Origin of the sequence: Micromonospora sp. NPDC049049 (assembly GCF_040649115.1) — a bacterium.
GTDB lineage: Bacteria > Actinomycetota > Actinomycetes > Mycobacteriales > Micromonosporaceae > Micromonospora.
In genome coordinates, this window is the sequence record NZ_JBEZEX010000010.1 from 1 (window position 1) to 13,090 (window position 13,090).

Below are 13,090 nucleotides of genomic sequence, written 5' to 3' on the forward strand. Positions count from 1 at the left end.
GGGGGGGGGCCTCCTGTCTCCACGGTTTTGTGGGGGGGGCCGGGGGGGGCCGGGGGGGGCCCCCCCCCCGCCTCGTCGGCTTCACGCTGGGCGTCGGCCGGGAACTCCTCGGGCAGGCCGAGCTCGCGGCGCAACGCGCCGAAGTCGATGCGGGGCGCGAGTACGCGTCGGATGACCACGGGTCAATCCTGACAGCGCCACGGGTGATCCGCTTCCGGTGACCGGCCGGAAATCCGCCTGCTGCGGGGATGCTCCGCGCTCAGCCGGTCGCCTTGCGGGCGGCGCTGCGGGCCCCCCTGGGGGCGGTGGCTCGGGCGGCGACCGGGCGGGCCGGCGACTTGCGGGCGGTCACCTTGCGGGCCGGTGCCTTGGCCGCGACGGTCTTCTTCGCCGGTGCCTTCTTCGCCGCCGCCTTACGGGCGGTGGTCGACGAGGTACCCGACACCTTCGCGGCCGGGGCCTTCTTGGCCGGAGCCTTGCGGGCGCCGCCGCTGGGGCGGGTCGACGCGGTCTTCTTCGCCGCCGCCGTCTTCTTCGTCGCTGTCTTCTTGGCGGCGGACGCCGTGGTCGCCACCTTCCGCGCCGGGGCCTTCGCCGCGCTGGTGGTCCTGCGCGCCGGTGCCTTCGCCGCGGTGGTGGTCCTGCGCGCCGGTGCCTTCGCCGCGGTGGTGGTCTTGCGCGCCGAGGCCTTCGCCGCGGTAGTGGTCTTCTTCGCCGCGCTCGCCGTCTTCTTCGCCGTGCCTGTGGTCTTCTTCGCGGCGGTGGTCGTCTTGCGCGTGGTCGACGCCGGGGCCCGCTTGGCGGCGGCGGTCGTCTTGCGGGTGGTGGTCGAGGCCTTCGCGGGGGCCTTCTTGGCCGCTGCTGTGGTCTTGGTCGTGGTCTTCTTCGCGGGGGCCTTCGTAGCCGCCGTGGTGGTCTTCTTGGCCGGGGCGCGGCCCGCCCCGCCGGCGGCCTTGCGGGCCGGGGCCTTCGCGGCAGCCGTGGTGGACTTGCGCACGGGGGTGGTCCGGCTCGCCGCGGTGTTCCGCTCCGCCGCGGCGGTCTTCTTCGCGGTGGTGCGTCGGGCGGCCGGGCGCTTGGTGGCCTGCTGTGCTTCGGCCATCGTTGTTCCCTCCTTGGGGGACGTGCTCTCGCGTGCGTCCTCGCGGAGCACGAAAACCTCGGCGCGAGCCGTCCCGCGCCGCCTATCTGTCGTCCCCGGCCCAACGAGCGTCCTCGGCATCCCACGCCTCGTTCCGCTCCTGCACTCGTTGCAGGGCGTTCTCCGCGTCGGCCGCCGAGTCGTACGGGCCGAGAACGTGCTTCGCCGGACACACGTTGGAGTCCGTCTCGACCCGGTGATGCCGGGTGCACCAGTAGAACTGCCCACTACGTCCGCTGTCGCTCATGGGAATCACTGTGCACCGCGAACCGGCCGGCCGCCACCGGATCGCACAAGTCGCCGACGATCTCCACAGTAGATATGCATTGCGTTCGTCGGGCCGAAATGGCGAAACGCGTGGGACTGGAACACCAGAAGATGCGCAGGTGAGCCCTGCTGTGGGCACCTCTATGATCGCGGGATGGCGATACCGGACTACATCCTGGGGTTGCGTAAGCACGTCGGCCACGACCTGCTCTGGCTGCCGAGCGTCAGCGCGGTGGTCCGCAACGACGCCGGGGATCTGCTGCTCGGTCAGCGCGCCGACGACGGGCGGTGGTCGGTGATCAGCGGTTTCGTCGAGCCGGGCGAGCAGCCGGCCACCGCGCTGGTCCGCGAGGTGCGCGAGGAGACGGGCGTGGAGGTGGCGCCGGTGCGGATGTCCAGTGCCGTGTCGCACCCGCACACGTACCCGAACGGGGACCGCTGTGAATACCTGAACATGGGGTTCCTGTGCCGGGTGATCGGCGGCACCGCCCGGGTCAACGACGACGAGTCGTTGGCCGTGCGGTGGTTTCCGTTGGACCAGCTGCCCGAGCTGGACAAGCACGCCCTGCTGGTCATCGCGTACGCGTTGCGCGAGAAGCAGGTGGCCGGTTACCTGGAGCCGGGTACGACGTGGGACGACGTACCCGACTGAGGTTCACACCGGGGTCGGCGCGAGGGCGACCGGCTCGGCGGGGGCCGACCGGGCCGCCCGGATGGTGTACGCGAGCGCGTACGGCGTGCAGGCCAGGTAGAGCATGGGTTCCGCCCGCACCTCGTTGATGACGATGTGGAAGATCTCCCACGAGATGGTGGGTCTGGGCAGTCTGATGTTCCATTCCGTCCAGGTGGCGAGGAGCCACAGCGGTGAGGAGATCCAGTCGACGCCGCCCAGTGGCGTCGGACTGCTGACGGGGCCGGCGCGACGGCCCGCCGCGATGACGTCGACGACGGCGAGAATCACCGCGAGGTCGGCGGCGGCGAGTGCGCCGAGGATGCCCACCCACCAGGCCACACGGAGGCGGTTGCGGGAGGCGAGGCTCGCCGCGGCCCAGAGGGCCAGCGTCAGGCCGGCCAGCCAGAGCAGCAGCCCGGGTACGAAGGTGACCGGGTCGTCCGGGGAGATGGCAGCGAGGAACACGACACCGACCGCGCCGATGGGAAGCACCACGCCGAGCGCGATGCGTAGCGGGCTGTCGAGTGCGGTGTGTCGGGCCCAGCGCGCGGCGAACACCGCCAGCAGCACTGCCAACCCGATGGTGAGTGCCGTCCAGATCGGCTTCTGCACCCGCTGGGACCAGTCCTGGGTCACCATCCGCTCGATCGGCATGAGGGCGAAGGCACTGGCGAGCACGATTCCGACGCAGGCGATCGGGGAGAGCAGCAACGCGGCGGCGGTGCGTCCGATCCGACCGCGTATGAGGCGGCGGTCGACGATCGGGGCGCCGGTCCGACCGACGGCCAGGCTCGCCGCGAAGCCCAGCATCCTCGTCCGGTGACCGCTCTCGGCCAGCACGTGCAGCTCGGCGGCCCACTCGCGGCGCAGGTCGTCGCGAACCTCGGCCGGCCAGCGGCGCGCGGCCAACTCCAACAGCAGTTCGGCGGCCCGGCGGGTCACCACGCCGGTGCTCCGGTGGGCTCGGTGCCGCCCCACGGGCGACGGCCACCGTCGGGGATCGCGGCCCGCAGGTCGGCGAGCGCCTGGCGGGCCTGCGTCACCCCGACGGCGGTCAGTCGGTAGTAGCGGCGGGCCGGCCGCCCGGCCGCGACGGGATCGATCGCCTCCCAGTCGGCGGCCAGCCAGCCGGCCCCCTGCAACCGGTGCAGCACCGGGTAGAGGGTGCCGCTGGGCAGGCCGGTCAATCGCATCAGGTCGAGCCCGTAGCGCTGCTCGTCGGGGTCGGCGAGCAGCGCCGCGAGCACCTTCGCGACCGGAATGGTCATCCGCATCCGACCACTGTATCGGAATTCTACATAGGGGTCGGTACCCGTTCGACGGGAATCCACAGCTCGGCGTCCGCCTGGGTTCCGTCCGCCGACACCCGGACCCGGGAGATCTCCGGTCCAGGTCGGCTGCGGTACGGGTTGGACGGAAACCACTGGGTGAACACGTCACGCCACAGGAATTGCACCGCCTGCGGAAACGCGCCGGAGGTGGTGAACACCGCCCACGACCCCGCCTGCACCGGCAGCGCGTCCAGGTCCTCCGGCGGCTCGGTGCCGGTCACCACCCCGTGCCAGTAGTCGAGCTCGGTGCCCTCCTGCCGACTGTCGGCGAGGTTGTCGCTGACGTTGACGATCCCCTTCGGTTCCTGATCGGAGAGCGCCTCGATCCTCTCGGTCGTCTCCGTGTCGATACTCCTGATGAACGCGACGATCGCCGGGTTCATCCCCTCGTGCACCAGCGGGACCCGGGCCTTGCGCCCCACCAGCGCGAACGCGTCCTTGTCGACGATCCGGTACTCCATGCTGCCGCTCCCTTCGACGGTGAGTCGGAAGGACATCCGGGGCTGGGCACGCAGCGCTGCCCCCGTACGCCGAGCTTCTCCTGGCCCCACGCCGTGCACGGCGTGGAACGCCCGGGCGAACGCCTCCGCCGAGCCGTAGCCGTAGTGCACAGCGACGTCGAGCAACGTCCGCTCCCCCGCCAGCACGTCCGCACCGGCGACGGTGAGCCGACGCCGACGGATGTACTCCGACAGCGGCATTCCGGCCAGCGCGGAGAACAGCCGCCGGAAGTGGTACTCCGACGTCAGCGCGATCCGCGCCAGCTCCGCCACCTCGATCTTCCGGTCGAGGTGACGCTCGATGTACGTCATGGCCTCGTTGAGCCGATCCAGCACCCGGGCCTCCTTCCCTTTCGAACACCGACGTTAGGTCGCAGGGTCGGTCGCCCACCCGACATCCGATGCCCGCATCGGTCGGGTGCGGCCACAGCGACCGCCGTGTCGTAGCCTGGCGGACTTTGCTTCCCGAGGAGGTTGACGTGGCCGAGTACCCGCAGAACGTCGTGCAGCGCTTCCACGGCACCCCCGAACAGGTCGACGCCGGCCTGGTGGGCGAGCCGCCGCGGACGTGGAAGTCCGTCGTCATCAAGGAGTACGACCCGTCCTGGGCGCAGCGGTTCATCGCCGTCCGGTCGTAGCTCACCGAGGCGCTCGGTGAGCTGATCATCGGGGTGGAACACGTCGGATCGACGGCGGTGCCGGGGCTCGCCGCCAAGCCCGTCATCGACGTCGACCTCGTCATCGAGGACACCGCCGACGAGGCCACCTATCTCCCCGCCCTGAAACGGCTCGGGTACCGGCTCGTCCTTCGGGAACCCTGGTGGCACGGGCACCGGATGCTGCTCAGCCCCGCCGAGGACGTCAACCTGCACGTCTGGCCGCAGGGTGCTCCGGAACCGGTCCGGCACCAACTTTTCCGCGACTGGCTGCGCTCGCATCCGGACGACCGGGAGCGGTACGCCGCGACCAAGCGCCGCCTCGCGCGGGACACCGCGCACCGGCCCCGCGACTACAGCCTCGCGAAGAACGACGTCATCGACGAGATCTACGCGCGCATCTTCGCCGGCTGATGACCTGACGTCGCCGACGGCCAGGCGCAGATCTTGGACAGTTTCCGTTCCGAGCAAACGGAAAGTGTCCAAGATCTGGCCGTAGACCGGGATGCGAGTCTGATCAGCGCGGCGGCTGCTGCATCATGACCCAGGTGGGTACGGGCTCCGGCAGGAAGCTCATCACCTCCCAGTCGGCCCGGCGGTACAACTCGACGTTGCCCGGGTTGCTGGTCTCCAGGATCGCCGGCAGGCCGTCGGCGGCGGCGCGGTCCAGCCCGGCCCGCATCACGGCACGACCCCAACCGCGTCCGGCGTTGTCCGGGTGGGTGCCCAGGACACCGAGGTACCAGAACGGGAACGCCGGCAGGACGTCGTGCAGGACGTCGTCGTAGCCCTGCACACGGGCCAGCACGTCGGCCGGGTACGGAGATATCTCCGGCGACCCGTGCGCAGCGGCCGACGGGTCAACCGGGGGCTCCCAGATGGCCACGGACGCGCCCCCACCGATCGTCCAGATCGACGATCGGTGCACCCGCTTGTCGAAGAGGTGCCCGAAGAAGGCGGCGCAGTACCGGGGATAGGTCTCCTCGTCGGGGAACAGCCACCGCAGGATCGGATCCTTGATGAACGCGGCGACGAGCGTGTCGACAACTCTGGCGCGGTAGGCGGGCGTGGCGATGGTGATCCCGGGAGTCGTCACGGCAGTCGACACTAGTCGGGAAAAGCGCCTTGACCCTGACACGGTGGCGGACCGGAGACTGGTCGCATGGACCTCGATGACTACCGGAAACACTCCGCGTACAGCGACCCGGGTCGGCACGGCGGGCTCCTCGACGCCGTGGCGACCGACTTCCCCACCGTGGCGGCGACCGCCCGCAACGTGATCGTTCACTACCGGGCCGGCGGCGTCGAGTTGCCCGACGATCGGCTCGACGAGGTGAACTGCCGCTGGGTGGACCGCATCCTCGACACTGACCAGTCCCGCTTTCCGGTGCCCCTCGCGGCGGAGCGTCCGGCCGTCGACCGCGTGGCAGGCTGCTGTCGGGACCACACGCTGCTTTCGGTCGCGGTGCTGCGTCAGCACGGCATTCCCAGCCGCAGCCGGGTCGGTTTCGCCTCGTACTTCGCGCCCGACTGGCACCACGACCATGTGCTGGTGGAGTACTGGAACGGCGACCGGTGGGTCTGGGCCGACCCGGAGCTCGACCCGGCCGGCGACTGGGGGTTCGACGGCTACGACATCGACCCGAAGGCAGGGCTCTTCGACTCGGCGGCGCGGGTGTGGTCGGCGTACCGGGCCGGGACTATCGACCCCGAGCGCTACGGCGTCAGCCCGGAGCTGCCGATCCGAGGCGACTGGTTCATCCACGACTACGTCCTGATCGAGCTGGCCCACCGGCAGAAGGACGAACTGCTGCTCTGGGACGGCTTCGGTGCGATGACCGAGGACATCGCCACCGCCGACCTCACGCTCGTGGACGAGATCGCCGCGTTGTTGCTCGCCGCCGACGACGGCGACGAGACCGCGGAGAAGGCCCTCGCCGACCGGTACGCCAGCGACGCCCGACTCCGCCCCGGCCCGCAGGTGCACAGCATCTCGCCGGTCTCCGGCACCGTGAGCACTGTCGATCTGCGCGTCAGCCGAAGGTGAAGGCGTACGCGGCCGCCCCGGGTTCGCCGAACGTGATCTCCAGGGTCCGCTCCCGGACCGGGCCGTCCTGGCGGACGAGCTGGTAGAGCCGGCCGTCCTGGAGTACGCCGTTACCGTCGACGTCGACGTCGACGCCGTGTGACGGGCCGGGAGGGTCGCCGTCGAGCAGCACGCGGAACGGGATCGGCCCTCCCGCCCCGGGGGCCAGCACGAGATGCGCGTCGCGGGCGTGGAATCGGGAGGCGATGCCGCCGCCGGCCTGGTCCAGCACGACGTTCTCCGACCCGATCGTCCACTCTCCTGCAAGGGCCCACTGGTTCAGGCCGAGGCTCTCCGGCACCTGGTAGGCGCGACGTTCGTCGAGCGCCGGGCCGTTCGGCGACGCGAAGTGTTCGCCGCGACTGAAACCGAGGTACGTCTCGGGCGTCCGCAGGTTGTTCCAGTCGGCCTCCGCCTCCGGGCCGAGCCCCTTGACGGGTACGGGTTCCCGCTCGATACCGAGCAGTTGCTGGAGCACGTGCTCGGACTGCTCGTAGCGTCCCTCGCCGAAGTGCTCGTCGCGGATGACGCCGTCGGTGTCGACGAAGTAGAGCGCCGGCCAGTAGTGGTTGTCGAAAGCGCTCCAGATCGCGTAGTCGTTGTCGACCGCCACCGGGTAGTCGATCGATCGGGCCGCCACCGCCCGCCGCACCCAGTCGACCTCGTGCTCGAAGCCGAACTCCGGGGTGTGCACCCCGATGACCACCAGCCCGTCATCGCGGTATGCCTGCGACCAGGCACGCACGAACGGCTCCTGGCGCAGCCAGTTGATGCAGGTCAGCGTCCAGAAGTTGACCAGGACGACGCGTCCGCCCAGGTCGGCGGGGCCGAGTGGCTCGGAGTTGAGCCACTCGGCCGCCCCGTTGAGCGGGGGCAGGTGCACGGCCATCTAGCGCAGCGACCGGAAGGCGGTGCGAAGCTCTTCGGAGAAGATCTTCGGCTGTTCCCAGGCTGCGAAGTGCCCGCCCACGTCGAGCTTGTTGTAGTAGATGAGGTTGGAGTACGCCTGCTCGGCCCAACTCTGTGGCGCCTCGTACAGCTCGTCGGGGAAGACGCTCACGGCGACCGGAACCTTCACGCCCTTCGCGGCGAAGAACGAGAGTTTGTTCTCCGCGTACAGACGGGAGGCCGAGATCGCGGTGTTCGTCAACCAGTAGAGCGAGATGTTGTCCAGGATGTCGTCGCGGGTGAGGCCCGCTTTGGCCCCGTCGAACACCTCCGAGATCAGGGCCAGACTCTTCGCGTCGTGGTCGAGCAGGAAGGACGCCAGGCCGACCGGAGAATCCGCCAGCCCGGTCAGCGTCTGCGGACGTGTCGCCATCATGAGGGCGTACGCGACGTGTTTCCAGACGAAGTTGGCTTCCTCGGCGGCACGCATCTCGTCGTCGGAGAGCCCCGATGGCAGCGAGCCCATGGCGTTGTTAGCACCGGTGGTGTCGCCCTGGAACAACAGGTCGATCTCGGTGGGGATCGCACCGGGCATGTTGGTGTGGATGCCGAGCAGTTCCGGAGGCGCCTGGAGGCCCATCTGGTCGACGATGACCGCACCCCAGTCGCCGCCCTGCGCGACGAACCGGTTGTAGCCGAGCCGCTTCATCAGCTCCGTCCAGGCGGTCGCGATCTTCTGTGGGTTCCATCCCGACTCGGTCGGCTTGCCGGAGAAGCCGTGGCCGGGCAGCGACGGAATCACCAGGTGGAAGGCGTCCGACGCGCTCGCGCCGTGCTTGGTGGGGTCGGTGAGCGGCTCAATGATCTTCAACTGCTCGATCACGGAGCCCGGCCACCCGTGGGTGACGATGAGCGGCAGCGCGTCCTCGTGCTTCGAGCGCACGTGGATGAAGTGGATGTCCACCCCGTCGATGGTGGTCATGAACTGCGGCAGGGCGTTCAGCCGCGCCTCGACAGTGCGCCAGTCGTACTCTTTCTCCCAATAGCGGGCGACGGCCTGAATCGTCGCGAGTGGCACGCCCTGTGACTGGTCGTCCACCGTTTCCTTGTCCGGCCAGCGGGTGGCCTTGATGCGCCTCTTCAGGTCATCGAGGTCGGCCTGAGGAATGTCGACCGAGAACGGTCGAATCTCCGTGGTGCCCGGACGAGTCTTGGTTTTGACAGCCATGCGTGTTTCCTCTCCGTCTAGGTTTGCGCCTCGCGAGGAGAAATCATGGGGTGAAGGCTCTGCCCGGACTTATGTGCCAATTGGGATTGGGCACGCCGCCGCCATATCTCGGAGCCTAGTGTTGGCCGACCGCGATGGTCGGCGAAGTTGACACTTGCTCAGTCGTCGGATCTGGGCTGCTCATGCGGTCTCGGCCTGGAGGGCGGGGCCGAGGAGGAGCCCACCGTCGATGACGTACTCCGACCCCGTGATGAACGACGCGTCCGATGACGTGAGGAACAGGACAAGACGGCTGACGTCGGTCGGCTCCCCGAGCCGGGGAATGGCGAACGGCTCGGGTGAGTAGAAGTCGGCGATTGCCGCTACTGCGCCAGCTGCTGGTTCGTGGATGAAGGCGGTCGAAATCACGCCGGGGTGGATGGTGTTCACCCGGATGTGGTCGCGGCCGAGCTCGAGCGCCGCCGTTCGGGTGAGACCTCGCACAGCCCACTTGCTGGCGACGTACGGCGCGTAGTGAGCCGTACCGCCCAGGGCCATCGTCGAGGCGATGTTGACGATGGCTCCCCCTGCTGCGCGGCGCAGCGCGGGGGCGGCGGCCTTGATGCCGAGGAAGGTCCCCGTGAGGTTGATGTCGAGGATGCGCGACCACGTGGCCTGCTCCGTGTTTTCGATCGTTGCCGGCGGATTCTGGACGCCCGCGTTGTTGACGAGCACGTTCAGGGCGCCGAAGGCGCTCTCGGCGGCCAGCACAGCGGCGGACCACGAGCTCTCGTCGGTGACGTCAAGGCGGGCGAAGCGAGCGCGGGTCCCGAGCTCGTCGACGAGAGCGGCGCCACGTTCCGCGTCGATGCCGCCGATCACTACGTTCGCTCCCTCCGCGTGGAAGGCGCGCACGTGGCTGGAGCCCTGGCCGCCGGTCCCGCCGGTCACGAGCACGGTCTGGTTGTCGAAGCGGGGCATCAGATGTTCCTTCGGTAGCTGGGGTGAATGACCGGGATCACCAGCGATGGCGGCGGCCAATGGTGAGCCGGTCGACTCACCACTGCCCCGACACTAGGTCGGTGGCAATGGCGAGTCAAGCCACTCACCTCGTATGCTCGGTTCATGAGCAGGGTCGTGACGACGTATCACCAGCGCGTCGCCCAGGAGAAGCGCGCGCTGATCGTCACGGCCGCGACCGCGCTGTTCCTCGAGTTGGGCTACGACCGGACGTCGCTGGCGCAGATCGCAGAGCGCTCGGGCGTTTCGCGGGCCACCTTGTTCAAGCAGTTCCCGAGCAAAGCCGCCCTGTTCGACGCCATCGTCACCGAGTCCTGGTCAACAGCCGACGAAGAGGACCCTCCGCCAGCGGGCAACGTCGTCGACGGGCTCAGCACCATCGGTCGCCGCTACGCCAAGCTGTTGAGCCAGCCCCAGATGACCGACCTGTTCCGAATCGTCATCGCCGAGCTGCCGCGGTTCCCCGAGCTGGCCCAGGCGCAGTTCTCGCACGGGAAGTTGCCCTACTACGAGTCCGTACGCAGCTACCTCCTGACTGAGCACGAGGCGGGAACGGTGCGGATCGAGGACGTGGACCTCGCAGCCACCCAGTTCCTGGGCATGATCTCCAACTACGTCTTCTGGCCGACACTCCTGGTGCCGGGCTGGGAGGTGAGCGCTGAACGCGTCGCTCAGGTAGTCGACGAGGCCGTCCGCACCATCGCCGCCCGGTACGCCACGACTAGGCCCCAGGCGTCCACCAACTGATCCCGCTGACGCTTGCGGGCCGGTCACGGGTGTCCAGGGGCAGCGACGGCTTTTTCGGCGGCTCGGCTGACCTGCTCCCAACCCGCCCAGGTGTCCATCCGCCGACGGGAGATGTCGAACGCCAGGTCGTACACCATGCTCCCGAGCAGGAGCCGCAGCGGCGGGTCGTCGCTGTCGACGAGTCGCAGCAGCGCCTCGGCGGCCAGCCGGGGTTCGCTGTCGATCGAGCCTTCCGCCCATTGGCGCTCCAGCTCGGCGCGTAGTGGCGCGTAGGCGTCCATCGGGGTGGTGGCGCTCAGACTGGTGTAGAGGTCGGTCCAGTAGCCGCCCGGCTGCACGATGCTGACGGTGATGTCGAAGGCCGCCGCCTCCATCGCCAGCGCCTCGCTCATGCCTTCCAAAGCGAACTTGCTCGCGCTGTACAGGCCGGTGCTCGGGAAGCCGCCGAGCGCGGCGATGCTGGAGACCTGCACGATGTGGCCGGCCCGCTGGGCGCGCAGGTGTGGCAGCACGGCCTGACCGACCCAGAGCGCGCCGAAGAAGTTGACCTCGAACTGGGCGCGCGCCTCGGCCTCCGTGAACTCCTCGATCATGCCCATGGACAGGGTGCCGGCGTTGTTGACGACGATGTCGAGCCGGCCGAAGTGCTCGACGGCGGTGTCCACGGCGGCGATGACCGCCGCCCGGTCGGTCACGTCGAGGGTCAGGGCCAACAGCTGGTCGGCGTACTTCTCGTCGAAGTCGGCCTGGGCGATGGTCCGGGCGGCGGCGACCACCCGGTCACCCCGGTCGAGTGCGGCGTCGGCGAAGGCGCGGCCCAGGCCGCGGCTGGCACCGGTGATGAACCAGGTACGCATGCACTTCTCCTCGTTTCAAGACGAGACGGTCCGTCTCGCATGGCCGAGGCTAGGCGTGCGACACCACCGCCGTCAAGACGAGACGGTCCGTCTCGTTGAGTGATATCGTTCTGCCCATGACGCCCAACACGGCCCGGCGGCGGGAGACCTCCCGCCGCGCCATCCTCACCGCGGCCTTCGACCTGCTCCAGGAGACGGGGTACGCGAAGCTCAGCATCGAGGGCATCGCCGCGCGGGCCGGCGTCGGCAAACAGACCATCTACCGCTGGTGGCCGTCGAAGGGCGCTGTCATCTTCGACGCCTTCCTCATGCTCAGCGAGGCCACCGAGGGCGGGCCGCCGACGCTGCCGGACACCGGCGACCTGGCGGCGGACCTGACAGTGGTGCTGCGCGCCACGGTCGAGGAGATGAACGATCCCCGGTACGAGCAACCGATGCGCGCCCTGGCCACCGAGATCGCGCTCGACCCCGAGCTGGCCGCCGCCTACGCCGAACGCCTGGACGGGCCGCTGAAGGAGGCCAAACGGCAACGCCTACGCAGCGCCCAGCAGGCCGGGCAACTCGCCGACGACGTCGACCTCGACGTGGCGGTGGACATCATCTGGGGTCCGCTGTTCAGTCGCTGGCAGCAACGCAGCGGGCCGCTCACCGCCGAGTACGCCGACCTCGTCGTCAGCACCGCCCTCAACGGACTGCGCCCCCGCCGATCCAGCGAGTGACGACCTGTGGGACGGCTTTGCGCTGCCACAGCGGGGTGCGGCAACATCAGGCGCCGTGACGGCACCAGGCACGGCCCCGGACAACGACACCCCGGCCGGCGACACCGGCAGGCCTCGGTTGAGTCGGCGGGTCCGGCACTGGTTGGCCGGTGCTGGCATCACCGCCCTGGCCGCCACCCTCGGCATCACCCTCGCCGTGCGCGGCGGCGCCACCCCGGCCTGCGCCGCACCACCGACGGGCAACGCCGTCCACAAGGGAAAGGCCAGCTTCTACGACGCGGGCCGCTCGGGCGGCAACTGCTCCTTCCCCGGCCCGCCGGCGGACCGCCTCTACGTGGCCCTTGGCGCATCCCAGTACTCCGGATCGGCGGCCTGCGGCAGTTACCTGGAGGTGAGCGGCCCGAAGGGCAAGGTCCGGGTGATGGTGATGGACCAGTGCGGCGGCTGCGGACCCAGCAAGATCGACCTGTCCACCGAGGCGTTCACCAGGATCGCGGACCGGTCTCAGGGCATCGCGCCCGTGACGTATCGGGCGGTGGTGAACCCACCGCTCGACGGAGGGCTCACCTTCCGGATGAAGGGCGGCGCCTCGACATACTGGTTCGCGGTGCAGGTCGGCAACCACGGCAACCCACTGCGCTCGGTCGAGGCGAAAGGGCCGGGCGGCGGCTTCCGCAAGGCCGCCCGGCAGAGCGACAACCACTGGGCCATCGAGGGCGGGATCGGCCCCGGGCCGTACAGCATCAGGGTCACCGACGTGTACGGACGCCAGGCGACCGCCACCGGCATCCGCCTGGTCACCAAGCAGGTGCAACGCAGCACGGCCACCCTCGCCAGCGCCTCCCCCACGCCCAGCAACTCACCCTCGGCCCCGCCGACCCCCAGCGCTGCGCCCTCACCGACTTCAACGGAATCGGTCGCACCCACGACGACAATCGAAGCCCTTGCCGGTGCCGCGCCACTCGACCGCCCCCGCTGCTGAACGTCTGCACGGTCAG

17 protein-coding genes are annotated in these 13,090 nt (G+C 69.6%); 7 read left to right on the plus strand and 10 right to left on the minus strand.

Annotated features, from left to right (window positions below; genetic code table 11):
* Window positions 1-259: 259 nt before the first annotated feature.
* Both AB0B68_RS12610 and AB0B68_RS12615 read right to left on the minus strand, forming a co-directional pair.
* The gene (locus AB0B68_RS12610; RefSeq protein ID WP_357259803.1) at window positions 260-1,102 is read right to left on the minus strand and encodes a histone; all 843 of its coding nucleotides are present in this window, start codon (window positions 1,100-1,102) and stop codon (window positions 260-262) included.
* Between the two features lie 82 nt (window positions 1,103-1,184).
* A complete protein-coding gene (locus AB0B68_RS12615; protein WP_357194484.1) occupies window positions 1,185-1,388 on the minus strand; it encodes a hypothetical protein in 204 nt (67 codons plus the stop codon).
* A gap of 174 nt (window positions 1,389-1,562) precedes the next feature.
* On the opposite strand from AB0B68_RS12615, the gene AB0B68_RS12620 reads away from it, so the two are divergent.
* Window positions 1,563-2,060 carry an NUDIX domain-containing protein gene (locus AB0B68_RS12620; protein ID WP_357259806.1) on the plus strand — a complete coding sequence of 166 codons (498 nt, stop codon included), beginning with the start codon at window positions 1,563-1,565 and terminating at the stop codon, window positions 2,058-2,060.
* Between the two features lie 3 nt (window positions 2,061-2,063).
* On the opposite strand, the gene AB0B68_RS12625 is transcribed toward AB0B68_RS12620, so the two are convergent.
* Genes AB0B68_RS12625 through AB0B68_RS12635 form a run of 3 tightly spaced genes read right to left on the minus strand, consistent with a single transcriptional unit; the run spans window position 2,064 to window position 4,248 of the window.
* Window positions 2,064-3,026, minus strand: coding sequence for a hypothetical protein (locus AB0B68_RS12625; protein ID WP_357194489.1), 963 nt, complete (start codon window positions 3,024-3,026; stop codon window positions 2,064-2,066).
* The gene (locus AB0B68_RS12630; protein ID WP_357194492.1) at window positions 3,020-3,355 is read right to left on the minus strand and encodes a helix-turn-helix transcriptional regulator; all 336 of its coding nucleotides are present in this window, start codon (window positions 3,353-3,355) and stop codon (window positions 3,020-3,022) included. The genes AB0B68_RS12625 and AB0B68_RS12630 overlap by 7 nt, the downstream gene beginning before the upstream one ends.
* A 20-nt stretch (window positions 3,356-3,375) precedes the next feature.
* Window positions 3,376-4,248: an AraC family transcriptional regulator gene (locus AB0B68_RS12635; RefSeq protein ID WP_357259809.1), complete on the minus strand. Its 873-nt coding sequence runs from the start codon at window positions 4,246-4,248 to the stop codon at window positions 3,376-3,378.
* A gap of 143 nt (window positions 4,249-4,391) precedes the next feature.
* On the opposite strand from AB0B68_RS12635, the gene AB0B68_RS12640 reads away from it, so the two are divergent.
* Window positions 4,392-4,550 carry a hypothetical protein gene (locus tag AB0B68_RS12640; protein ID WP_357259812.1) on the plus strand — a complete coding sequence of 53 codons (159 nt, stop codon included), beginning with the start codon at window positions 4,392-4,394 and terminating at the stop codon, window positions 4,548-4,550.
* A gap of 21 nt (window positions 4,551-4,571) precedes the next feature.
* Complete coding sequence (locus AB0B68_RS12645) at window positions 4,572-4,982, plus strand: GrpB family protein (RefSeq protein WP_357260112.1); 411 nt, start codon at window positions 4,572-4,574, stop codon at window positions 4,980-4,982.
* Window positions 4,983-5,085: 103 nt separating this feature from the next.
* On the opposite strand, the gene AB0B68_RS12650 is transcribed toward AB0B68_RS12645, so the two are convergent.
* On the minus strand, window positions 5,086-5,664 hold the full coding sequence (locus AB0B68_RS12650; protein WP_357259815.1) for a GNAT family N-acetyltransferase: 579 nt from the start codon (window positions 5,662-5,664) through the stop codon (window positions 5,086-5,088).
* 66 nt (window positions 5,665-5,730) lie between these two features.
* Here AB0B68_RS12650 and AB0B68_RS12655 point away from each other — a divergent pair, with 66 nt between their 5' ends.
* Entirely contained in the window at window positions 5,731-6,615 is an 885-nt protein-coding gene (locus AB0B68_RS12655) for a transglutaminase domain-containing protein (RefSeq protein ID WP_357194504.1), read from the plus strand.
* On the opposite strand, the gene AB0B68_RS12660 is transcribed toward AB0B68_RS12655, so the two are convergent.
* The 3 genes from AB0B68_RS12660 to AB0B68_RS12670 all read right to left on the minus strand — a co-directional run bounded on the left by AB0B68_RS12660 (window position 6,602) and on the right by AB0B68_RS12670 (window position 9,730).
* Window positions 6,602-7,543, minus strand: a complete 942-nt coding sequence (locus tag AB0B68_RS12660) for a redoxin family protein (RefSeq protein WP_357259818.1) — start codon at window positions 7,541-7,543, stop codon at window positions 6,602-6,604. The two genes, AB0B68_RS12655 and AB0B68_RS12660, sit on opposite strands and share 14 nt — an antisense overlap.
* Window positions 7,544-8,770, minus strand: a complete 1,227-nt coding sequence (locus AB0B68_RS12665) for an epoxide hydrolase family protein (protein WP_357259821.1) — start codon at window positions 8,768-8,770, stop codon at window positions 7,544-7,546.
* Between the two features lie 180 nt (window positions 8,771-8,950).
* Window positions 8,951-9,730, minus strand: coding sequence for an SDR family oxidoreductase (locus AB0B68_RS12670; protein ID WP_357259824.1), 780 nt, complete (start codon window positions 9,728-9,730; stop codon window positions 8,951-8,953).
* A gap of 144 nt (window positions 9,731-9,874) precedes the next feature.
* Here AB0B68_RS12670 and AB0B68_RS12675 point away from each other — a divergent pair, with 144 nt between their 5' ends.
* A complete protein-coding gene (locus AB0B68_RS12675; RefSeq protein WP_357194516.1) occupies window positions 9,875-10,516 on the plus strand; it encodes a TetR/AcrR family transcriptional regulator in 642 nt (213 codons plus the stop codon).
* A 23-nt stretch (window positions 10,517-10,539) separates the two neighbouring features.
* Here AB0B68_RS12675 and AB0B68_RS12680 read toward each other — a convergent pair whose 3' ends face one another.
* Window positions 10,540-11,373 carry an SDR family oxidoreductase gene (locus tag AB0B68_RS12680; protein WP_357259827.1) on the minus strand — a complete coding sequence of 278 codons (834 nt, stop codon included), beginning with the start codon at window positions 11,371-11,373 and terminating at the stop codon, window positions 10,540-10,542.
* A 116-nt stretch (window positions 11,374-11,489) separates the two neighbouring features.
* Here AB0B68_RS12680 and AB0B68_RS12685 point away from each other — a divergent pair, with 116 nt between their 5' ends.
* On the plus strand, window positions 11,490-12,092 hold the full coding sequence (locus AB0B68_RS12685; protein ID WP_357259830.1) for a TetR/AcrR family transcriptional regulator: 603 nt from the start codon (window positions 11,490-11,492) through the stop codon (window positions 12,090-12,092).
* Window positions 12,093-12,147: 55 nt separating this feature from the next.
* Window positions 12,148-13,074, plus strand: coding sequence for an expansin EXLX1 family cellulose-binding protein (locus AB0B68_RS12690; protein WP_357259833.1), 927 nt, complete (start codon window positions 12,148-12,150; stop codon window positions 13,072-13,074).
* Window positions 13,075-13,090 lie beyond the last annotated feature (16 nt).